Source organism: Spirochaetota bacterium, assembly GCA_035477215.1.
Classification (GTDB): Bacteria; Spirochaetota; UBA4802; order UBA4802; family UBA5368; genus MVZN01.
In genome coordinates, this window is the sequence record DATIKU010000008.1 from 1 (window position 1) to 22,445 (window position 22,445).

The 22,445-nt window shown below is 56.3% G+C and carries 21 protein-coding genes; 5 read left to right on the top strand and 16 right to left on the bottom strand.

Translation table 11 applies throughout. The features are described 5' to 3' along the window. The 4 genes from gmd to VLM75_00980 all read right to left on the bottom strand — a co-directional run. Positions 1–949 (bottom strand): GDP-mannose 4,6-dehydratase (gmd, locus tag VLM75_00965; GenBank protein ID HSV95482.1); only part of this gene is annotated, 949 nt, incomplete at its 3' end. Between the two features lie 234 nt (positions 950–1,183). Further along, positions 1,184–1,354, bottom strand: coding sequence for a hypothetical protein (locus VLM75_00970; protein HSV95483.1), 171 nt, complete (start codon positions 1,352–1,354; stop codon positions 1,184–1,186). Positions 1,355–1,718: 364 nt separating this feature from the next. Beyond that, complete coding sequence (locus tag VLM75_00975; GenBank protein ID HSV95484.1) at positions 1,719–3,032, bottom strand: ATP-binding protein; 1,314 nt, start codon at positions 3,030–3,032, stop codon at positions 1,719–1,721. A 91-nt stretch (positions 3,033–3,123) separates the two neighbouring features. Further along, positions 3,124–3,318: a hypothetical protein gene (locus tag VLM75_00980; protein ID HSV95485.1), complete on the bottom strand. Its 195-nt coding sequence runs from the start codon at positions 3,316–3,318 to the stop codon at positions 3,124–3,126. Positions 3,319–3,483: 165 nt separating this feature from the next. On the opposite strand from VLM75_00980, the gene VLM75_00985 reads away from it, so the two are divergent. Next, a complete protein-coding gene (locus tag VLM75_00985) occupies positions 3,484–4,968 on the top strand; it encodes a flippase (protein HSV95486.1) in 1,485 nt (494 codons plus the stop codon). Positions 4,969–5,001: 33 nt separating this feature from the next. Here the strand turns inward: VLM75_00985 and VLM75_00990 are convergent, their stop codons facing one another. Continuing rightward, positions 5,002–5,520 (bottom strand): nucleotidyl transferase AbiEii/AbiGii toxin family protein, encoded by a 519-nt coding sequence (locus VLM75_00990; GenBank protein ID HSV95487.1) that lies wholly within the window; start codon positions 5,518–5,520, stop codon positions 5,002–5,004. Beyond that, a complete protein-coding gene (locus VLM75_00995; protein HSV95488.1) occupies positions 5,517–5,738 on the bottom strand; it encodes a hypothetical protein in 222 nt (73 codons plus the stop codon). The genes VLM75_00990 and VLM75_00995 overlap by 4 nt, the downstream gene beginning before the upstream one ends. 344 nt (positions 5,739–6,082) lie before the next feature. Here VLM75_00995 and ispD point away from each other — a divergent pair, with 344 nt between their 5' ends. Then, positions 6,083–6,805, top strand: a complete 723-nt coding sequence (gene ispD, locus VLM75_01000; protein ID HSV95489.1) for a 2-C-methyl-D-erythritol 4-phosphate cytidylyltransferase — start codon at positions 6,083–6,085, stop codon at positions 6,803–6,805. A gap of 72 nt (positions 6,806–6,877) precedes the next feature. On the opposite strand, the gene VLM75_01005 is transcribed toward ispD, so the two are convergent. From VLM75_01005 to VLM75_01035, 7 genes are all read right to left on the bottom strand, one after another. Next, positions 6,878–7,573, bottom strand: coding sequence for an MgtC/SapB family protein (locus tag VLM75_01005; protein ID HSV95490.1), 696 nt, complete (start codon positions 7,571–7,573; stop codon positions 6,878–6,880). After that, complete coding sequence (gene argH, locus VLM75_01010) at positions 7,566–8,978, bottom strand: argininosuccinate lyase (protein ID HSV95491.1); 1,413 nt, start codon at positions 8,976–8,978, stop codon at positions 7,566–7,568. The genes VLM75_01005 and argH overlap by 8 nt, the downstream gene beginning before the upstream one ends. A gap of 758 nt (positions 8,979–9,736) precedes the next feature. Then, positions 9,737–10,738 (bottom strand): hypothetical protein, encoded by a 1,002-nt coding sequence (locus tag VLM75_01015; protein HSV95492.1) that lies wholly within the window; start codon positions 10,736–10,738, stop codon positions 9,737–9,739. A 28-nt stretch (positions 10,739–10,766) separates the two neighbouring features. Further along, complete coding sequence (gene fliD, locus VLM75_01020) at positions 10,767–12,794, bottom strand: flagellar filament capping protein FliD (GenBank protein HSV95493.1); 2,028 nt, start codon at positions 12,792–12,794, stop codon at positions 10,767–10,769. Positions 12,795–12,953: 159 nt separating this feature from the next. After that, complete coding sequence (locus VLM75_01025; protein ID HSV95494.1) at positions 12,954–13,298, bottom strand: flagellar protein FlaG; 345 nt, start codon at positions 13,296–13,298, stop codon at positions 12,954–12,956. Positions 13,299–13,463: 165 nt separating this feature from the next. Continuing rightward, complete coding sequence (locus tag VLM75_01030) at positions 13,464–14,306, bottom strand: flagellin (GenBank protein HSV95495.1); 843 nt, start codon at positions 14,304–14,306, stop codon at positions 13,464–13,466. Between the two features lie 318 nt (positions 14,307–14,624). Continuing rightward, positions 14,625–15,473 carry a flagellin gene (locus tag VLM75_01035; protein ID HSV95496.1) on the bottom strand — a complete coding sequence of 283 codons (849 nt, stop codon included), beginning with the start codon at positions 15,471–15,473 and terminating at the stop codon, positions 14,625–14,627. A gap of 921 nt (positions 15,474–16,394) precedes the next feature. Here VLM75_01035 and VLM75_01040 point away from each other — a divergent pair. After that, the gene (locus VLM75_01040) at positions 16,395–17,897 is read left to right on the top strand and encodes a sodium:proton antiporter (GenBank protein ID HSV95497.1); all 1,503 of its coding nucleotides are present in this window, start codon (positions 16,395–16,397) and stop codon (positions 17,895–17,897) included. Positions 17,898–17,978: 81 nt separating this feature from the next. Then, positions 17,979–18,560, top strand: a complete 582-nt coding sequence (locus VLM75_01045) for a hypothetical protein (GenBank protein HSV95498.1) — start codon at positions 17,979–17,981, stop codon at positions 18,558–18,560. Between the two features lie 131 nt (positions 18,561–18,691). Here the strand turns inward: VLM75_01045 and VLM75_01050 are convergent, their stop codons facing one another. Both VLM75_01050 and VLM75_01055 read right to left on the bottom strand, forming a co-directional pair. Next, positions 18,692–18,931 carry a LysR substrate-binding domain-containing protein gene (locus VLM75_01050; protein HSV95499.1) on the bottom strand — a complete coding sequence of 80 codons (240 nt, stop codon included), beginning with the start codon at positions 18,929–18,931 and terminating at the stop codon, positions 18,692–18,694. 33 nt (positions 18,932–18,964) lie between these two features. Further along, a complete protein-coding gene (locus VLM75_01055) occupies positions 18,965–19,336 on the bottom strand; it encodes a LysR family transcriptional regulator (GenBank protein ID HSV95500.1) in 372 nt (123 codons plus the stop codon). Between the two features lie 258 nt (positions 19,337–19,594). Here VLM75_01055 and VLM75_01060 point away from each other — a divergent pair, with 258 nt between their 5' ends. After that, on the top strand, positions 19,595–20,629 hold the full coding sequence (locus VLM75_01060; protein HSV95501.1) for a hypothetical protein: 1,035 nt from the start codon (positions 19,595–19,597) through the stop codon (positions 20,627–20,629). Positions 20,630–20,642: 13 nt separating this feature from the next. Here the strand turns inward: VLM75_01060 and VLM75_01065 are convergent, their stop codons facing one another. Then, on the bottom strand, positions 20,643–22,196 hold the full coding sequence (locus tag VLM75_01065; GenBank protein ID HSV95502.1) for a sigma 54-interacting transcriptional regulator: 1,554 nt from the start codon (positions 22,194–22,196) through the stop codon (positions 20,643–20,645). Between the last annotated feature and the right edge of the window lie 249 nt (positions 22,197–22,445).

Sequence of the window (22,445 nt, forward strand, 5' to 3'; positions counted from 1 at the left end):
CCCAGCCCAGATCGCGCTTCGCTTTCGAATAATCGCCGGTGAGGATGTCGACCTCGGCGGGGCGATAGAATTTCGGGTTTACCCGCACCAGCGTCTTTCCGGTTTTCTTATCCCTGCCAATCTCTTTCGCTCCTTTGCCCTTCCACACGATGTCGATAGCGATGTGCGCGAAAGCGTGCTCGATGAACTCGCGCACCGAATGGCTCTCTCCGGTGGCCAGCACGTAATCGTCCGGGCTTTTCCGCTGAAGCATCATCCACATACCTTCAACGAATTCGGCCGCGTATCCCCAGTCGCGCATGGCGTCGAGGCTGCCGATCTCGAAATAGTCCTGTCTTCCATGCTTGATTTTCGCCACCGCGTCGGTTATCTTGCGGGTGACGAACTCGAGGCCCCGTAGCGGCGACTCGTGATTGAAGAGGATGCCCGAACAGCCGAAGATGTCGTATGACTCGCGGTAGTTGATCGTCATCCAGTGGCCGTAGAGCTTGGCCGCGGCGTAGGGGCTTCGAGGATAGAACGGCGTGCTTTCCCTTTGCGGCGACTCCTGGACCTTCCCGAACATCTCGCTGCTCGAGGCCTGGTAAAACCGTATGCGGGGATTTACGATGCGTACGGCATCAAGCATGCGCGTAACCCCGAGGGCCGTTATCTCGCCGGTAAGTATCGGCTTCTCGAAGGAGACGGCGACAAAGCTCTGCGCCGCCAGATTGTAAACCTCGTCCGGACGGTGTTTCTCGAACGCACGGATGAGGTTCCCGGTGTCCTGAATGTCGACTTCGAGGAGGCGGACGTCGTCGAAGACTCCCATCTCCTCGAGCCGCCAGAAATTGGGGCTTGAGGTGCGGCGGTAGCCTCCGTATACGGTGTAGCCCTTCTGTAATAGGAATTTCGCCAGGTACGCGCCGTCCTGGCCGGTGATGCCGGTGATGAATGCCGTTTTTGGCATATAAATTAAACCTTTTTAGGTCTACTTATTGATATATGAAGGGTATACTTATGGATGGAGGAATTTGTCAACCGATTATGCCATCGGCGACAAACTATACCATGATAAAGGATAATTCGCCGAGGAAGCGGTAATGGTTTTTATAGTTGTTGCTTTACTAAGTACATTGCGAGCCCCGGCCTTATCGGGGCGTGGCAATCTCACAAAGCATTTTGTTTTTTAGTAAAAAACTTGTTACCTCTTGAGATCCGCCACAATCGTCCTGCCATGAAAGCTTAACGCCACTTTTGCCCTGCCCTTGCGCCGGTCGACCTTTACGATGTTACCCTCAAGGCGCCTGAGCGGGCCATCGATCACCCGGATTCTGTTGTTCTCGTCGAAGACCACGGAAGACTTCTTGATCACCTCTCCGTACGCGATAAGCTCGGAGAACAGCAATAGGTTTAAAGTCTAAAATGAGTTAAAAGCCTAAAGTTAAAAGTTTGCATCATAATTCTTTCGACTTTCGACTTTCTTCTCTTACCTCCACCCATTCCCTGTACTCCCCGCTTTGGATCCGCTCGGTCCACTCGCCGTTATCAAGATACCACCGGACGGTCTTATCCAGCCCGCCGTCGAAATCGACGCTCTGCCGCCGGCCCAGATTGTTCTTCAGCCTGTCGCAGTTGATGACATAACGGCGGTTATTAACGTACGGGTTTCTCCCGGAGGGGAGGTAAAACTTTTCAAATATAACCCGGCTACCACCATTTATATGGAACCGGTATCATCATACCATGGCATCATCACCGCTGAAACCCCGGTATTCGATATCATACCCTTTGAAATAATCCACAAGGCCGGCCGCTTTTCTTTGAAGCGAAACAAGATCAAGCTTTTTGGCGCTTAGTTTAACATCACCGATTAATACCTTTTTCTCGGCGTCATTCACGGCGACAATATCTATTTCATTGCCGCCGTCCCTCTCCCAGTACGAACCTATCCGGTTATACTTTTTTGATTCTCCCAGGATATCTTTAAAGAATTTCTCAAGAATTTTGCCGGCATAGGTATCATAGTCACGTTTAATAATATTTTTGATATATTCAAAGTTGCCGATTTCAACCGCCGAACGGTTCCTGTAAAGAAATCTGAACCAGAAATTGAGAAAATTATCAAGAATGGCGTATTTCATTTTACGTGAATTCGGCTTTGCGTTTATCGGTCTGATTCTTCCAATAATTCCGTAATCTTTTTCGAGCCTGTCAAGATAGCCGCCGATATTCGTTTCGAGAATAGACTCTATCTCGCTTCTCCCCGTTTTACCCGACGAGATCAATTCTAAAATCGAGAAGTAAACGCCATATTCTTTACCAAATTCTTCGATTAACAAATTTTTGCCTTCATTGATAAACGGAGAATCGGTTGACGTAATAACATCAATAATTTTATCAAAGGTAAACGCCCGGTTATCCACGAGTATTTCAATATATTTCGGACTCCCCCCTGTAAAAAGGTAATAATCAAATAATAGTTTCCGCGGGGCCTTATTATCGGCGAGAATTTCAGCGATAGTGCCGACAGTAAATGGCTTAAGATGCATTATCCTGTCGGCGCGATTGAATAACGGCTCTCTCGAGTTTTGAAATATTTTATACATCAATGAATATACGGAGCCGATGAAAACAACCGTTAGTTCGCACCTGTTTTTATTCAGGTCCCAGAGCTTCTGTATATCGGAATACACTGAGGGGTTTATATAATAAAATTCCTGGAACTCATCAATAACAACCGTGAATTTTTCTTTTTGAGACAGGCGAAGCAGAAGCTCAAAAATGTCCCTGAAATAATGTATCTCTCCGATTACCGGAAGCTCCGGGAACCGCCCTTTTATTTCGTTCAGGTATTCCTCACAGAGCATGGTTTCAGCTTTTTTCGCGACAAAGAGATACACATGCTTCAAATTCCGCGCGAATTCCAGGGCAAGGGCGGTTTTACCCACCCGCCTTCTGCCTGTTAAAACCACCATGCGGGAACTGCCTTCCGTACTATTGAGCTTCTTTAATTCATTTAATTCAGAGCACCGATTGTAGAATTTATTCAACGCAACCTCCGTTACGGTAACACAGGTTGCGATAGCATAACAAAATTGTCAAGCACTTTAGCCCTGCCTCATTGAGCGGCGATTGAGATTTTCAAATAACACGATTCACCTCTCCACCCATTCCCGGCACGCCCCACGCGTAACTGCCGAACAGTATCACCCTGTGCGGATCGACCGGCTTGAGCGCCTCGATTATTCGATCGGCTATTTCTTTCGGAAGCACCCCTGCCACCTCGCTCACCGGGTCATGCGTCGCGACCGCCCGCATGGGCGATCGTGTTTTCACCGTAGCATACCCGGCGGGCCCCGTCAATCATGAATCTTCGATATGGATACTTCGCCGCGCGCATCGCGATGCTGTCAACGGGCATGTTCACTCTACCGGAATCGCCGCTTTATCTTGATTTTTTTACCTCCCGCCTGCTATCCTGCGCTTCAGGTATATCGCCCCATGACACTCAAAGACCGCCTTTCGATCAAAAAGCCTTCCGCGCCCAAGGCGCGGATATTCCTCCATTCCATGGCCGCGAACGCCGCCACCGTGTTCGACAAGCTGGCGTTCTTCGCCCTGAGCGTAATCACGGCGCGCTACCTCGGCCTCGAACAGTTCGGCGAATACGCCTCGGCGCTCGCCTTCGCCACGTTTTTTTCGATCTTCGCGGACCTGGGCGCCGGCTCCGCGCTGGTGCGTGCCGTCAGCCTCCAGCGGGAGCTCGAACGAGCGCATTTTGCGAGCGCGCTGAAGGCAAAGCTCCTTTTTTCGATCTGCGCGTACGGCGCGCTGGCGGTCGCGCTGTACTTCTCCGGCTTCAACCGCAACACCGTATATCTCGCGCTCGTTCTCGGCGTGGCGCGCGCGGGGAACGTCTTTCTTGCCGGGTTTTACGCGCTCTACGACGCGAAAGAGCGTTTTTTTCTCTCCTCTTTCTTCAACTCGTCATTCTCGCTCTCGGTACTTGCGGGCACGATATTCGTGGTGCTTTTACGAGGCGATTATTTCGCCCTGGCGTGGGTGCGAGCGTGGATCGTCGTCGCGTATATCGCGGTCGTCGGCGCGCTGACTCTGTATTATTTCCGTCCGCTGTGGAAGCCGGGTCTTTTGCGGGGGTTTCTCGAAAGCGCGGTCCCCTTCGGCCTTAGTTCGCTCTTCGGCAGTATCAGCCAGAACGCCGCCGTCCCCATCCTCTCGCTTTTGCACGGCACCACGCCGGCGGGCATATTCACCAACGGCTATCTCTTTCTGTCCTCGCTCTTTTTCATCCCCTCCAACCTCAATCGGGTGCTGTTGCCTTACCTGTATCGGTGCTCATACCCGGAAGAGAAGGAAAAATTCCAGTTCGCCCACGATATCTACGCGAAGCTCTACGCCCTCATATCGTTTTACGTATTCATTGTGCTTTTCTTTTACTCGCGGGAATTCATACTCATCGTCTTCGGCGAGCGCTACGCGGCGTCGATCGATGTGCTGCGCGTCAGCGCCTTCGGCGTGCCCTTTGTCTTCACCGTGGCCGGCGCGCTCATCCAGGCGCTCGACCTTCAACGGACGCTCGCGCGCCTGCAGGGTATGGCCGCGGCGTTCAATATCATCGTCTGCGTCGTATGCATTCGCCTGTTCGGCTCCGAAGGCGCGGCCGGCGCGGTGGTGCTCACCAATGCCCTGCTCTTTTTCTCGATGTACTTTTTTCTCTACCGAAGGCATTCCGTGCGGCTCTACCGCACCTTTTTCGTGTACGTTAAACTCGTCCTCATCGCACTCGCATTGTACGCCCTGTATGCCACGATATTCTCAACGCTCTTTTCCGTGTGCTCGTTCCTGATCACAAGCGCGCTCTACGCGGCCGCGGCGGCGCTGTTTCTGATCACGAAGGACGATATCCGGGTCATTCGCGAGACGGTGGGAGCTAAGTGGGTAAGTATTGAAGATCGGAAGATTTAAGATTGAAAATTATGAAGCCGCTACTTTAATCTTTTAATCTTCAATCCCCAATTTCTTCCTCCACTCGTCTATATATTGCCAGTCCATATCAGACCCTTTTATTCTCAGCATCATTTCACAATCGGACAGGTCCTGGAGCCGCATCGAAAGCTTTTTAAGAAGGTAAAGGTCTTCCAGCGACACAACGGGAATATCGACACCACCGAAAGGCAGCGGTACCGATCGTTGAAGAATATTTACGCCGAAATCGTGATTTGAAGGAATAATGAAGTCGACAATGGTTTCCTGTCCGTCATCGAACCCCACAAAACGCCGTATGCTCACACTTCCGGCGGCCACGGATTCGCGATGAGGGATAAGCTTTTCGAAAGCGCGATGCAATGCGCCTTCAATCCGCTCCACTTCCGCGGTGGATACCACGATTAAATCGATATCGGTGGTCGCCCGGGGAATGATATGAATGCCGTACGCGAACCCGCCGGCCAGTGCGCACGGGAGATTCGCGTCACCCAGTGATGTAATGACGGCGATCAGCCTCTCTTCCAGGATCATGGAAGGTCTTCCATAGGCTTACCCGGGGAGCGTAACCCGGTATCCGCACCGTACAGCGAGGCATTTTTAACTTCACATACCCTGTGCCAGAAAAGCCGCTCGGCTTCGTCCGTTGAAACACCGGGATTATCTCTCATAATCGACGCGACGGCGAGGTCCTTCGCCAGCTCCGCAAGCTCAAGGGTCCGTTCGAGGTTTCGAAACATTTCCTCAGTCATTGAATAAAAATACCGGGATCCCCGGTGAACGTCAACCCGTTTTCAAACGGAGGGCGTTCATATTCAGGATTGAGGATTAGAAGATAGAAGATTAAAGATTAAAGATTAAAAAAATAAAGATTAGAAATTTTAGATTGAAATTATTACCCAGCCGCTAATTTAATCTTCAGACTTGGTGCATAATTAATAAAAAATGTCATCGCGAGGAGCGCAGCGACGTGGCGATCTCTAAAGGCAACACGTTGATTCATGAAACTCTGTGCATAGAGAGATTGCCACGCCCCGATACGACCGGGACTCGCAATGACACTCAGTAAAGCAATAGCACTTTTAATCTTTAATCCATGAACTCACTCTACGCCATCATCCTCGCCGGGGGCCGGGGGGAACGCCTGGGCTCAGAAGAACCCAAGCAGTTTCTGGATCTCGCCGGAATGCCCGTCCTCGCCTGGTCCATGGAGGCCTTCGCCGCGGCGGGCGGCCTTGCCGGCATGGTGCTCGTCGGCCCGGACGGCCGCCTCGCGCGCATGGAGTCCATCGCCGCGGCGCACGGGCGCGGCCTGGTGCGCGCGGTCGTGCCCGGCGGCGCGACACGCCAGGGCTCGTCGTGGAACGGGCTTATGGCGCTTCCGTTCGACGGGGACGACATCGTCCTCATCCACGACGCGGCGCGCCCGTTCATTACGCCCGCGACGATACTCGAATGCGTCGGCGCGGCGCGGGTCCACGGCGCTGCGGCCGTATATGTCCGCGCGACCGACACCGTCGCCGAGGGCGCGGACGGTTTCGTGCGCGCCATCCCATCACGTGAATGCCTTTACTACGCCCAGACGCCGCAGTGCTTCCGCTATGCGCTCATACGCGGGGCCCACGAGCGGGCGCGCGCGGAGGGGATCGATTCGTCCACCGACGACGTCCGCCTGGCGCTCGATGCGGGACACCGGGTCAGAATAGTTTCGGGCGACGCGGGCAACATGAAGATCACCACGGCTTTCGACCTGGAGGCTGCGCGGTTTTACGCGGAGCGTGGTATCGGAAATGACGGTCGTCGTGATTATCGATCGTAGAGAAACGCGGGGAATCAGCAAATTATACGGCGGTGCCGGGTCCTGGAGCCCGCCGACGCGATAATAACCGCCTCACTCGATCCGCAGCGTCTTGATATTGCCGAGCTTCTTGATGGCGTCGAAAAGCTGTCGGATGCTCGCGCCCTCGTTGACGCGGCAGTTGATTACGACCTCGGTGCTCTGGGTCTCGACGTTTTCGGTGATGGAGACCTGCTTGAGGATGATGTCGAAGCCCTTGACGGTTTCGATGATCAGCTTGGGGCCGAGCTTCGCGGAGTTGATCACCACCGTGAGCACGCGCTGGTCTTTCCGCTCGAATAATCGGTTCTCCACGTGTTCGAACAATTGCAGAATTACCACCAGAAGCGCCGTGGAGGCGAGCCCCAGAAAATAGAATCCGGCGCCGATGGCGAGTCCGATGGCGGACACGGTCCATATCGACGCGGCGGTGGTGAGTCCCTTTACGCTGAAGCCGTACCGGAAGATGGCGCCCGCCCCCAAAAAACCGATGCCGCTGATGACCTGCGCCGAGAGCCTTCCCGGATCGGCATTACGGCTTTCCTTCATGAACTCGACCGGGATGTATATGGAGATGAGCATGACCAGGCACGCGCCAAGACAGAGCACCATGTGCGTGCGCAGGCCCGCGGGCTGGTAGTGCTGTTCGCGCTCGAAGCCCACCACAAACCCGGCGAACATGGCGATGAAGAGCCGCACGATGACGCTCGCCGGGTGCGAGAAGTCGAGGCCGGTGATGGCGTCAATCATCGGCGTTTCCATCCAGGATTTTTTTTATGGCCGCGAGCTGCTTTTCGATCTCGCCGCGCGCGGTGCTTCCGGCCGAGAGCTTGCGCTCGGGCGAGCTCTCGGGATTCAGTACTTCGCGGATGTCCCCGCCGAAATGCTCGGAAAAGCCGCGCAGCGTCTCGAGCGGAAGGTTGAAGAAATCCGCGCCGCTCTCCTCGCAGTGCCGCACAAGGCCGCCGACGATCTCGTGCGCCTTTCGGAATGGCATCCCCTTGCGGGCGAGGTAATCTGCGAGGTCGGTGGCCGTGGAAAAATTGCGGTACAGGGCGGCCTTCATGGCCTCCGTGTTAAGCCGCATGCCCGAGAGCATGGCGATCATGCCCTCGAGGGACAGCTTCACCGTGTCGACCGAGTCGAAGACGCGCTCCTTGTCCTCCTGGAGGTCGCGGTTGTAGGTGAGCGGGAGGCCCTTGAGCATGGTAAGGAGCGAGACGAGATTTCCGTAGAGCCTGCCCGTCTTGCCGCGGACGATCTCGGCGAGGTCCGGATTGCGTTTCTGCGGCATGATCGACGAACCGGTGGTAACCTCGTCGGAGAGGCGGATGAAGCCGAACTCGGCCGAGGACCACAGCACCAGCTCCTCGCAGAAGCGCGAGAGGTGCAGCCCCAGCACCGCGGCGAAGTAGACGAAATCGAGCGCGAAGTCGCGATCGCTTACGGAGTCCATGGAGTTCGCCGTGATGCCGTCGAGGCCGAGCTCGGCCGCCGTAAAGGCGCGGTCGGTCGGGTAGTTCACCCCGGCCATGGCGCCCGCGCCGAGGGGCGAGACCGAACAGGCCCGCGCCGCGCCGGAGAGCCGCCCGCGGTCGCGGAGCAGGGCCCATGCGTGCGCCAGCACATGCTGCGAGAAACGTATGGGCTGGGCCACCTGCAAATGGGTGTAGCCGGGCATGACGACGTCGATATGTTTTTCTGCAAGCGCGGCAAGGACCGATACGAGCCCCGCAATCAGCCGGTCGATCTGCGCGGCTTCGTCGCGGAGATACAGCCGGAGGTCAAGCGCGATCTGGTCGTTACGGGAGCGCGCCGTGTGGAGCTTGCGCCCCGCGTCGCCGATCCGCCCGGTGAGGGCGGCCTCGATGTTCATGTGAATATCCTCGAGGGAGGCGGAAAACTCGAAGCGGCCCTCCTCGATTTCGCGTTCGATTTCGCGAAGCCCCTTCTCGATCGCACCGAGCTCCGCCACCGACAGGATTCCGGTTTTCCTGAGCATGCGCGCGTGGGCGATCGAGCCCCGTATATCCTGCCGGTAGAGCCGCGCATCGTACTGGATCGAAGCGGACATGCGCTCGGTGATGTCGGAGGAGGTCCCGGCGAAGCGCCCGCCCCAGAGTTTTTTTGTTTTGGTGTCGGTTTTCTTTTTCATCGATTGTTTCCGGCTAACTCATCCCCCCGGCCCATTCCCGGGATCCCCCCTCTCTTTCGTTCAAAGAGAGGGGGTTAGGGGGTGAGTTAGCCCGCTCCTGATTCAATTAACAACAATTCAGTATGCACATCTTCGGCTTCATTTGCAAACTGAATAAATTTCATTAAGCGGTTTGATTCACCAGGAAATTGTATCAACTCATCCCCCCGGCCCCCTTCTCTTCGGAAAAGAGAAGGGGGAGCATCAGCAGCGAACTCCTTCCCGGGATCCCCCCTCTCTTTCGTTTAAAGAGAGGAGGTTAGGGGGTGAGTTAACCCGCTCCTGATTCAATTAACAACAATTCAGTATGCACGTCCCCTGCTTCATTTGCAAACTGAATAAATTTCATTAAGCGGTTTGATTCACCGGGAAATGGTATCAACTCATCCCCCCGGCCCCCTTCTCTTCGGAAAAGAGAAGGGGGAGCATCAGCAGCGAACTCATTCCCGGGATCCCCCCTCTCTTTCGTTTAAAGAGAGGGGGTTAGGGGGTGAGTTAGCCCGCTCCTGATTCAATTAATAACAATTCAGCATGCACGTCCCCGGCTTCATTTGCAAACTGAATAAACTTCATTAAGCGGTTTGATTCACCGGGAAATTGTATCAACTCATCCCCCCGGCCCCCTTCTCTTCGGAAAAGAGAAGGGGGAGCATCAGCAGCGAACTCCTTCCCGGGATCCCCCCTCTCTTTCGTTTAAAGAGAGGAGGTTAGGGGGTGAGTTAACCCGCCTGAATCTCCGCCACCAGGGCGTCGACGTACGCGCCGATCGTCTCTATCTGCGGGCGCATCTCGTACTCGAGGATGTCGGAGAGGCTGATGATGTCGTTGTTCTCGAGCGAGGAGAGTATCTGCGAAAGCAGATCGTTCAATGCGCGGTTGCGCTCCTCCAGGGAAACGCCGTCGATCACGATGCGCGACGGGTCCACCCGGAACACCGGCGCGCACTGGTAGCAGGCGCGGGTATACGCGTAGATGAATTCAACGAACGAGCGGAAATGCCCCGATGCGTCGGCGTCCCTGCCCTCCTGGTAGAGCCGGACCGTTTCCGCGAGCGCGCCCGACTGGGCGCCGATTTCCTCCCTTACACGATGCAGCGATTCCATGAGCACGTCGGGCGACTCCAGGCTCAGCACCACGAGGCGGCGCAGGTTCTCGCTCATCAGCATCATCCGCAAAATCTCCTTGATCGCGGGGAAAACATCGCCCCTCCGTTCGAAAACCGCGAGCAGACCTTCGCCATCCCCGGCCGCGCGCACCGATTCGGAAAAATCGGCCAGGCGCTCCAGGTAGTCCCTCACCGTGGCGTCGCGGCAACTCACCTCTTCGGGCGCGACCCCCAGGAGCGCGAGCGTGGAAATGAGGACCTCGCCCAGCCATGCGGCGCCTCCCGCAAGCGATTCCGCCGCGCCGGGCTCAACGGCGCGTTTCTCGAGCGAACGGCGAACGAACGAATCGGCCCTGTCGCAGTAGGCGTCGCCCTCCTCCAGGGATGCGATCACGACATCGGCCCGGGACTGGACGATGCAGTCGATCGAACGCACCGAGTCCAGCGGCATATCGGGCAGGCTTTCGATCATGTAAGGCTCATCGTTTATACGCGCCTCGGTAAACACGAGTTCCCGCTCCCGCGCCCAGCCGGACACGGAAGCGATCACTTCGGCCACGCTTTTCTCTCTCTCGAGGCTGAAATTTATGGGAAGGCTGTTGATCCGGATGTCCACTGCTTTACCTCGCAAGAGTGATTGTTTTTTATTTTTCTTCGCTTCCGCCCTGCAGACCCTTCATCTGGTTCTTCATCCAGTCACCCTGCGACTTGGCGCCCGAGATGGACTTTTCCATGGTCGAGAACTTCTTGCGGAGCTTGTCTTCGTACTTTTTCAGGTGTTCCTGGTGGCGCTCGATCCGGCTGTTGGTCGCCTGAATATTGGTGTCCTCGAGGTCCATCTTATTGGCGATGATGTTCTTCCCCGACGAAACATACGGGCGAAGGACCGTTTCAACCCGAAAGGCCATGCCGCCGTCGATGCGGTTATCTCCGTCATTATCCGAACCGTAAAACTCCTCAACGCCTTCCGGATTGTCCTTCAGTGTCGATAGAAGCAATCCTTCGTCGACGACGAGCTTACCCTCTCGGATGCTCTCCCACGAGGCGTTGATGGCGCCGGTGGAGACGCCCATCTGAGTGATGAGCCTTATGGGCTTTTCGGCGCGGCTGGGATAGGCGTTGCTGACCGTCTCCTTGAGGGTGTTCTCCAGGCGAAGTATGGTCATATCGCCCACGAAGAGGCCGCTTTTATACTTGTTCGATTTATAGTCGCCGGGCTTCTCGCTCTTCTCGGTCTTGATGAGCAGCCTGTTTAATTCCAGATAATTGTTGTACGCCAAAACAAAGGCCTTTATCTTCTCGACAGCCTTTTCGACGTTCGGCTCCACCTTGACGGTCACCACACCGTCCGATTTGGAACGCAGCTCGAGCGTAAGTCCCTTAACGATGTCCGTGAGTCCCTCGTTTTTATCGCGCTGAACCTCCAGGCCGTCTACCTTCACCCGCGCGTCAGCGGCTTTCGCCACTTCGTGTTTGGGATCCAGAAGCCCCCTGCCGTCAAGCGGGGTAAAGATGGCCGCGTCGGAGAAGACCGAAGCGCCCTCGTTGCCGTAAAATATCACTTTTGAAATGGTTTTGCCGTCGAAGTCCGCGCCAACGGGGATCTCCATCTTTCCGCTGAACTTTTTATCGACCGGATACAGCTTCTCCTCGCGTTTGTCCCCCACCTGGGACACCACGCCGACCCCCAGCACATCTGAAATCTCCTCCTTCGGCTCCTTCTTTTTGAGCGGGCGGATGCGCGACACGTTATAGCCATGAAGCTCGATCCCCTTTATGACGGTCTTCTCGTCCGGGCCGATCTCGAGACGGTAGGGGAGATTGTCGTCCTTTTCCTGGTCGGGAGGCGTATGGTTTACGTTAAACTCGATTACCGTGTTCTTTTTCGCCCCCACACCGGCGGGCAGCACATATTCGCGCCACAGGGCGCCGTTGATTGAGATTTTTTTGCCGTCCTTGTCGACCTCGATACTGCCGTCGTCTTTCCTGGGCTCTTTGCCCGCGTAGGGCACGAAATACTTGTTGTCGAACACCAGCGCGGTCTTCTGCTTTTCCTCTCCTTTTTCGCCCTTTACCAGTCCTATGGCATAGAGGAAGTCCTTGCCCTCCGACAGGTTTATCTCGCCCTTTTTGCCCGAGGTTTTGGATTCGAGCGTGAGCACATGCCTGTTTTCAGTGGTATTGATGTACGAGGTGGAGACGATGTCGGATGCGGCCTCGTCGATCTGCTCCTGCAGCGCCTTGAGCGTACCGCCCCGGAACCGCACGATTTTGGACACGCCGTTGATCTCTATCTTGAATTTCCCTTCGGGAAACCGCTGGTCGTCCGCTATGGAATCGGTGGAAAGCCGGTGTGTCGAGGCCAGCTCGAGCACCTCGAGCCTTCGCACTCCCTTTTCGGCGTACCTGTTGGCCGTGGCGTCGATAACGCCCGGATTGGATGACAGCGCCAACTTGTCGGCATAGGACGCCCTGTGGCCGTAAAGATCCCTTGCGGCCGCGTTAACGGCATTCACCCTGGCCTTGAGCTCCTCCAGGGCCTCTTTGCGCCTGCTAAAGGTGGTCTTCTCGTCCTCCCACTGACGTATGGGACGGGCTTCCACCTCTACAAGCTTTTTTATTATATCGTCGGTATTGAGACCGGAGGCCATGCCCCCAAAAGTGACCGGCATATACTACCTCGTCCGGACCGCCCGCCCCCCCGAGGATGCACGGGCCGCCCGCAGTAATAAGCGACTCTACAAAGGTACCGGAAATGGTATAATCATTCAATATATTATCGGCATAAACGCGACATAACATTATACCATTGCCGCCGGTCATAAATCCCGCTACCGCGATTCGTCAACGAACATGCCGATGAAATCGTGCATGTGTTTGAGAAGCTGCCTAAGCTCCCTGGGCGGGATCTCCCGCACCGTCTCGTTGGTCCGGCTGTCCTGGATCTTCATCACGATCCGCTGTGTGTCATCGTCCACCGAGAAGGCGATCTTCCTGTCCATGGATCTGGTCGCCGAATTGAGCATGGAAGCCAGGCTGTCGGCGTTTTCCCTGCTGAGAGGGGGGCTGCCCCCGTCGTCTTCCCGCACCTTATTGTGCGCCTGGCCGGCCTGTTCCTTCAGTCCGGCTATCTTTGTTTGTCCGGTGTTTACCGGCATGACTCTGTTAATATCCATCGTTTCCTCCTTGATATGGCTCGCCGCTTGAAAAGCGGGCCGCGGCCATTTTCCCCCGTCCTACCTCCCTGTTAGGGCGAAAAAGGGAACCTGCTCCGGCCTCCCAACCGGAGCGGGATGAAACAGACTGCACTGCGTAGCCCGTCTCAGTTTTAATAAGGACCCTCACTGGAGCAGTTGCAGTATAAGCTGAGGCTTTTGATTCGCCTGAGCCAGCATCGCAGTACCACTCTTCACGAGGATCTGGTTCTTTGTGAACTCAACCATTTCCGAGGCCATGTCCGCGTCCCGTATCCGGGAATCGGCAGCGAGCATGTTTTCGTAATTCCGCGACAGGGCGCTGATGGTGTTCTCCATCCTGTTGTAGTAAGCCCCCAGATCCGCCCTCTGGCGATTCAGCTTGTCCAAAGCCAAATCGATGTACCCAATCATGGAATTGGCCAGTCCAACCGTGGAGATGGAGCGTTTTCTCGCCCCGTCCACCAGGTTGAGGGCCCTGGCGCTCATCGTGCCGATATAAGCCCTCATCCTCTGGCCCTGGTTGGGTCCCACATGGAAGAACATGCTGCCGGTTTTGCTGTTGCGTCCGTACATGCCGGTAAGCATCTTCATCCTGTTGAATTCGGCGGAGGTGGTTATACGGTCCACTTCCTCGATCAACTGCGAAACCTCGACCTGGATCTGCATCCTGTCCGCGTTTGAATAAATCCCGTTGGCCGACTGCACCGCGAGCATCCGGACCCGCTGCAAAATGTCGTTGATCTGCTGGAGAGACCCTTCGGCGACCTGAATAAAAGAAAGCCCGTTCTGGGAATTCTTTTCAGCCTGGAGCAGGCCGTTGATCTGGGTGCGCATCTTTTCAGACACGGCCAGACCCGAAGCGTCGTCACCAGCCCGGTTGATACGCTCGCCCGATGCAAGCTTTTCAATGGACTTATCCATCCTTTCGGAAACCGCCTGGAGCTGCCTGTTAGCGAAAATGGCGCTCATGTTGTGATTGATTCTCATACGACTCCCTCCCTTGTTGTGTTTCGGGACGGCCGCCTGTGGTTTTTTTGGGACCGTCGCGGATTTGTCGGCCCCCGCGTCATGCGGAAACCGGATCCACCCGAACGGATCAGGGGTTTTCTCCCCGGCAATGAAGCCCGGACTGCCCATGTCCAGACGACACCGGCCGACGGAACGCTCCGTCAGCCGGTGATGCCCTCCCCCGCATCACCGGCTGACGGAGCAGCCGGGTGGAGGACAGTCTGGGAACAGCAGGAGAACGTACGAGAATCCTGGTGAGTTTTCAAAGAACCGGGAAAACGTGATTTTACGGTTTGCTTATCCAAGCAACCGTAAAATCGACTGGGGCTGCAGGTTTGCCTGCGCAAGCATCGCAGTGCCTGTATGGACAAGGATGGTGCTCCTGGTGAAGTTCACCATCTCTTCGGCCATATCGGCGTCTCTGATACGTGATTCCGCCGCCTGGGTGTTCTCATAGGCGGACATAAGGCCCTTCGCGGTCATCTCAAGCCTGTTGTAATACGCGCCGAGATCGGCGCGCTGCTTGGAAAGCCGCTGCAGCGCCATGTCCATCAGGCCTATCGCGTTGTTCGCGCCCCCGGGCGATGAGAGCGATACGACAACCTTGCCCGTGCCGTCCCTCAAGCGGAAGGACTGGGCCGTCATCGTACCGATGTAAATGCGCTCGCGCTGATTCGCGTTCGCACCCATATGCAACCACATAGACGCCTTCGGGTTCACCTTCGAAAATTCTCCGGTGAGCACCTTGAAACGGTTGAATTCCGCCTGCGACGCGATCCTGTCGACCTCGTCCACGAGCGCGGAAACCTCCACCTGAATGAGCTGACGGTCTTCGTTCGAATAGATGCCGTTCGCCGCCTGCACGGACAGCACCCTGATCCTCTGGATGATCTGGGCGGACTGATTGAGATACCCCTCGGCGGTCTGTACGAACGACATCCCGTCCTCGGTGTTCCGCTCGGCCTGCCTGAGTCCCTGGATCTGGGTCCGCATCTTCTCGGAAACAGCCAGCCCCGAAGCATCGTCTCCCGCCTTGTTGATACGAATGCCGGAGGAGAGCTTCTGCATACTCTTGTCCACGTCCCAATGCGTAAACTTCAGCGTCCTGTTCGCATTGATCGCACCCATGTTGTTGTTGATGATCATTTTACACTCCTTTGTATTTGGTTTTCCGGCTTCCCTGCCGGGCCCCGTCCCGGGCGGCGGGACGCGGCTTTTCCAGGAATAACAGACCGGCTTTACGATAACAGCCGGGATATTCCCATTCCAGGCTTATAAATGGGCGAATAAAAGACTGGAACGCAATACAAAGGAGCTTAACGATCATCAGATCATCACCATGGTGTGTAAGCCCCAGCGTTTTCAAAGAACGAACGGGAGAGTCGAAACTACTCCCTGTTCGTACCTTCGGCCCCTTCGGCATGAGAGTTTACCCGCACTGGAGTTTTATGGTGATGATTAAAGGCGTTTATATGAGATTATGGATGTTTTTCATTAGATATGACCTATACTTGTGTTTTTGTCAAAAAATGTCTTTTATTTTCATTGATCGGGTACGTTTTACCGTAAGCCCCGGCTCTGTGCAATCGCGTGTAAATTAGTTTTCGGGGGATAGTCTGTCATCACGAGCCCCTGTCTCACCGGGGCGTGGCAATCTCTTTTTCTACCGAGCTTTATTGATTAACTTCCCGCCTTTTGAGATCGCCCGCGTCGCTGCGCTCCTCGCGATGACGATTTACCCCCGGGATTTCGTCACACCCCTCGGATCATTCCATAATCCCTGTAAATATTGATTGAAATTCCCGGGAGCCTCCTGTAGCATTTGTCGTTTTGATGAATATCACCACCCCATTAAACGGTGCGTTATAAACGAAATACTCAGTTGACATACAAACGGGCATGGTTTTAACGTGGACCGTCGTTTTAACGACTCGTTACCATATATAGAACCGCTGCCGGAGATTCGTCCCGGCGTCATCCCGCGTTCGGAATCGGCGGCGCGGGTCCACGGCATCCCCGATGACCCACCGGCGGCACAGAATTATCAAAGGAGAAAGGAGTCATTGCATGAAAAGAGTCCTCGTTGTTTTTCTCGCTCTCGTGGCGGTGTTGTACCTGGCGCCCGCGGCCGTATCGATCGGCCTGGCGGCGGGGCATGGCGCCGCGGGTGTTGAAAACCCCGGCGCCCATGCGACTGCCGCCCCGGAGGTGGCCGCCGCGCACGAAAGCAATTTAGGTAAAGATCTCCCGCTCTGGTCGGCCCTGCCCTTTGCCGGAATCCTGCTTTCCATAGCCCTCTTCCCGCTCGTAGCGCCGCATTTCTGGCACCGTCACTTTCCAAAGATTTCGGCGGCATGGGCTCTTGCGTTCGCCGTGCCCTTCGTCTTCGTTTACAGGGGCGACGCGATGTACGAGATCCTTCACATCTACATCGCCGACTACATACCCTTCATCATCCTTTTGTGGTCGCTCTTCGTCATATCGGGGGGCATCTACGTGAAGGGCACGCTCAAGGGAAGCCCGGCCGTCAACGCGCTCATCATCCTGATCGGCACCGCGCTCGCGTCCTGGATCGGCACCACCGGCGCGTCGATGCTCCTCATCAGGCCGATCATACGCTCGAACATGTGGAGAAAGCACAAGGCGCATACCATCGTGTTTTTCATCTTTCTGGTCAGCAACATCGGCGGCACCCTCACACCTCTGGGCGACCCCCCGCTCTTCCTCGGCTTTCTGCAAGGGGTCCCCTTCTTCTGGACCTTCAAGATACTGCCCGAGATGCTCGTTATTGTGACCATTCTGATGGCGGTCTACTTCGCGATGGATTCTTACTTGTATAAGAAAGAGGACAAATCCGCGATGACCACCGAGAAAGAGGCCATCAGCATTGAAGGCGGAATAAACTTCCTTTTCCTCGCCGGCGTAATCGGCGGCGTACTGTTCAGCGGCGTCTACCAGGCGAAGCTCGGCCAAGTTAACATCCTCGGGGTGCACCAGAGCATTGCCAACCTCATCAAGGACTTCATCCTCGTGCTCATGGCATTTCTCTCTCTCTGGATAACGAAAAAAGCGGTCCGCTCCGCTAACGAGTTCAGCTGGTTCCCGATCAAGGAGGTCGCCTATCTCTTCGCCGGCATATTCATGACGATCATCCCGGCGCTCGCCATCCTCAAGGCTGGCGAACAGGGCGCGCTCGCATGGCTGACAAAGGCAGTGGAAACTCCCGCTCATTATTTCTGGGCGACCGGCATTCTGTCGAGCTTCCTCGACAACGCCCCGACCTACCTTTCCTTCTTTAACAGCCTGCTCGGCAAGTTCTATCCGGGCATGCCGGAGGCGGTCGCCGTTTCGAAACTTGTCGTAGAGCAGGTACCCTATCTGGCGGCGGTTTCGTCAGCCGCGGTCTTCATGGGGGCCAACACCTATATCGGAAACGCGCCCAACTTCATGGTCAAGGCGATCGCGGAAGAGTCGGGAATAGCCATGCCGAGCTTCTTCGGTTACATGTTCAAGTATTCGATTCCGGTACTGATTCCGATTTTCATCTTACTCACACTGCTGTTTTTCTGACGCCTTTATTATTCGGCGCCGCCGCCCATTCGCGGCGGTCCCGATAATTCGCAATGATCAATGATGCAAAGGAGAACACTCATGGCAAAACAATACAGCGAGGTGGTCTTTGAGGGCCATCACGGCATTATTCGCGGGTTTATCGAGGGATTCGTCGCCGGAAGCGGAAAGGAGGCCTCGTTCTTTTTCAGCGACAGGGTCGGCGTAAAGGCTGAAACGATGTCGGATATTCTGAAGGAATGGATCAGCCTGAGCAACAAGATTCACCATATTGTGATGGAGTCGGACCTCCTCGAAAAGATCCGAAAGTCCGTCGAGCGGCTCAACGACAGCGAAAGCCTCAACAAAGGTTCCATCAAATCGGTAAAGCCGATAAAAGCGGCGTCGTTCAGGCTCAAGTTCATCACCTACGGCAGGAAATACGGCGAGGACATCAAAAAACTCCTCGAAAAACTTCCGGGAGGCCTTTCATTGAAGGATTACTCGCCGGTAGAAAAGGTCGACAAGGACGCAAAGGGCGTCGAGCGCTATTCCCCCGTTCACGAATACACCTTTGAGGGAACGGGAGTCATCTCCGGCCCTGTCGATGAGGTGATCGCATTCCGCAAGGTGCTGGATGACCATCCTCTCGTCGATGTCACCGTGATAGATCTGGAGTTCTGAGTGCGCCCCGACCGCCCGCGATCCATCGCGGGCGGCGTTTTCCCGCCGCCGGGCTCGGAAGGGCCTTCGCTTTATTTCCCGATACGGTCGCGTTGAATTACTCCGGTGCGGGGGCCGCCCCGGCCGGGTATTCAGGCTTTCTTCCGCGACAATCTCCGCAGTTCATCTGCGAGCAGCGCCGCCGGACGCGAGAGGGTTTTTCCATGCCGGTATACGAGGAAAATATCGCGCCGTATGGTGAAGCCCTTGATCTTCAGGATTTTCAGCTTTTCGGAAATCATCACCGCGGGGAGCGCGAGGCGGGAGATAAAACCGACACCGAGACCGGCCGCGACGGCCTCGCGCACGCCTTCCGAGGCGGTGCATTCCAGCGCAACCGGAAGGTCGGCCGGAGAAACGCCGCGTTATATGAGCGCGGGAAGTACATAGGCGGAAGGGATGATGCTGGAAGCAACGACCGTCACCCCCGCCGCGACCGCGTCCGATATCTCCTTTCGAAGCGGCCCGATTTCATCGAAATGCCTCTCGCAGAAAGTCTTGAATATCCCGCCCTGCGGGGTGAGCGCGAGTACCCTGCTGCTTCGCCGTATGAGTTCGATGCCGGGCGTCTCCTCGAGCGCGGAGACGCGGTTGCTCATGGCCGCCTGTCCCACCCTGAGCGCGCGCGACGCGAGCGTAAAGCTGCGGTGTTCAACAACGACCAGAATTGGCGGAGCTGTTTGAGGTCGAAATTGAGCTTTTTCATGGCAGTGTATTTCCATCCGTATATGTTCCATGCCGGCATATCAATTTTTGATTATCGAGTCGCGGGCTCTTACAGCGCTTCCTTAATCCCCGCAGAAAGACCTCAGGATCAGGCACGCTGCATATACATGTCATTGTCCCCCTTTGGGGATATGGGGGGCCGTCTTGCGGGGGATATCTCCGCCACCACACAAATTATTCTAAAACGACTTGCGGCAATTCCCCGATCATGATATTAAGGCATCAGACGGCCGCCGGCCGCATCGACCGAACCAACAGGAAGAGCACCCATGAGTATTAAGACGAAAGTGGCAGTCGCGGGGATCATTACGACCACCGTACTGCTCTTCGCGTATGTATCGCTTCGCTCGGGGACCATTGAAGGCGAGTACGTTAAAACCCTGGTGGCGCAGAGCGACCGCATAGCGATCGCATTCGCCGGCTTCGAAAAGGAAAAAGCCCGCGCCGCCCGCAACCTCAACCGGTTCCTGGCGGAGACCAACCGCGAACACGCAAACGTAGCCCTTCTCGCCGTGGCCGACGACTCGAACAGGGTGCTCGCCGGCGGGAAAAGCGACCGCTACATAGGCGACCGAAACCTCTTCGACGAAATAACCGGCGCCTTCACCCGTGGAGATTTCGTTCACCGGAAAAGCGCCGGCTACACGGTGCGATACTTCGAGCAGACGAAGTTCTATATATTCGTAAAGGAAACACCGTCGGGCAGGCTTCTTATCGCCTTTCCGTATAAACTGCGCGGCAAACTCATGGTGAAGCTTCTCCTCGAGATCGCGCTCATCGTCATCCTCGCGGTGGTGTTCACCACGGCGCTGTATCTTTATCTTGTGCGGCGCGAGGGGCCCGCTTTCCGGCCCCGGGCGGAGGCCGCGCGGCACGCGGCGGATACACCTGCCGGTAAAAGGCCCGAAACGGTCGAAAGCCCCGGCCCTGGCGGTCCCGCGGCCGAGTCCCTGGCCGCCATCTCATCGCGCTATGCCGATGCGGTCGTATCGCTTTACATTATAAATGAATCGATGTCCTCTCTCGAGAAGCACCTCGAATTTGCCGGCGGTTCGCATTCGCCCATCGGAGCGGCCGTGGACGCCATCGACGCCACCGACGAAATCGGAGAGGAGCTGAAACTGGACTCGACGCTGGTGCTCAACCGCAGCAGGAAGCTCATCATTCCACTCATGCATCGTGGCGCCCTTGTGGGCGCCGTAAGCGTTTCGCGCGATAAAGGCTTTTCGGGAGCGGAAACGGCCGACCTGAAAAAACGCTCGATCGATCTGTCCCGCGCCATCGGGGCCGGGCTCGCGCGCTGAACGATTACGCGCGCTACCTGTAGCGCGCGTAATCGATCTCGAGGCTGTGTATGGTATAGGTGAGGATGCGCTTGGTGGTGCCGAGCATTTCGGCGGCCCTGGTTATATTTCCCCGCGACATCTTGAGGTGGTCGATGATGATCTCCCTGCGGTATCGGTCGACCATATCCTCGAGCGTTACCGGCGCGGCGGGCGGACTGGCCATCTGGAGCGACGGCGGGAGGTGATAGCTTCGGATAACGTCCTCTCCGCTCATGATCACGGCGCGCTCGACGCAGTTCTCGAGCTCGCGCACGTTTCCCGGCCAGTGGTACGCGGCAAGCATGTCGATGGCCTCGCTGCTTATCCTCCCGATCGTCTTTCCGTGCCCGCGCGAAAAGCGCTCCAGAAAATGGTCGGCCAGCAGGATGACGTCGGCCTTGCGTTCGCGCAGCGGCGGAACGTAAAGCGGGAACACGTTCAACCGGTAATACAGGTCCTCTCGAAACTCGCCCCGGGCCATCTTCTCCTCGAGGTTGCGGTGAGTGGCCGCGATGATGCGCACGTCGAGGGGAATGGTCTTCTCGCCGCCGAGGCGCTCAATGCTCTTTTCCTGGATGGCGCGTAAAAGCTTCACCTGGAGATGCCGGGCCAGGTCGCCGATCTCGTCGAGAAAGATGGTGCCGCCATGGGCGAGCTCGAAGCGCCCCTTCTTGAGCGCGGCTGCGCCGGTAAAGGCCCCCTTTTCGTGGCCGAAGAGCTCGCTTTCGATCAGGCTTTCGGGGAGAGCCGCGACGTTGATGCGCACGTACGGCCCTTTCTTCCTCGGGCTGTTTTCGTGTATGGCGTTGGCGACGAGCTCCTTGCCGGTGCCGCTTTCTCCGCAAACCAGTACCGTCGAGGCCGTCGGCGCAACCATCAATATCTTTTCGCAGAGCTCGTGCATCGCCGCCGAGTTGCCGATGATGTTCGCCGGACGCCTCCGCTCCGACAGCCTGAGCTCGAGGAGCTTATTTTCCTGCTCCAGCTGGGATTCGCGCCGGCGCAGCTCGCCGCGGCTGCGAACGGCGTGCGCGATCATGATGGCCGTGGTGGTAAGCACGCTCAGGTCGCGAGCGAAGGACGGATCGTCCCCGGGCGTCTTGTCGATGGAAATGGTGCCCACCGTGTCTACGTCGATTTTAATCGGTACGCATATGAACGCCATGGAGTCCGAATCGCCCGGAGTTCGCGCGAGCGTCCTGTTAAGAAAGAGCGGCTCATTTCCTATTGACGGAACCACGATCGGTTCGCCAGTGGCGACCACCCTGCCGGTGATCCCCTCACCCGGTTTGTACACGCCCCTTCGTATCTCCTCGTCGGAATAGCCGACCGAGGCGTCGACGAAAATGTCGTCGGTTGTACGGTCGCGGATGCTGATCATGCCGCGCCGGACTGAAAGGTGCGCGCGAAGAAGCCCGAGTACTCCGTCGAGGAGGTCCTCTATCCGGGTAAACGAGGTGAATATCCTTCCCATCTGGTAAAGGAAGCGGGTTTCGGCGGCCGGCCCGTTTGATACGGGCGTAGTGGCGAGGACGTGATTTTCCATTTAAAAAGCCTCCGTCCGGCACTCAATCATCAGCGCTGGCCGGGCACGGAACCAGTATACACCGAATACGATTACCGGACCGTACTCTTTTTCATTGAATGGGCCCGTATGACCGCAATTTTACATGGACGTAAAATACCAAACGCGACGAGATGAGCCGGATTGTGACGGCCGGCCCGGCAACCACGCCCCCTGACCCCGCTCTTTGATACGAAAGGGCGGGGTAATCCCGGCATCGGAATCATTGCC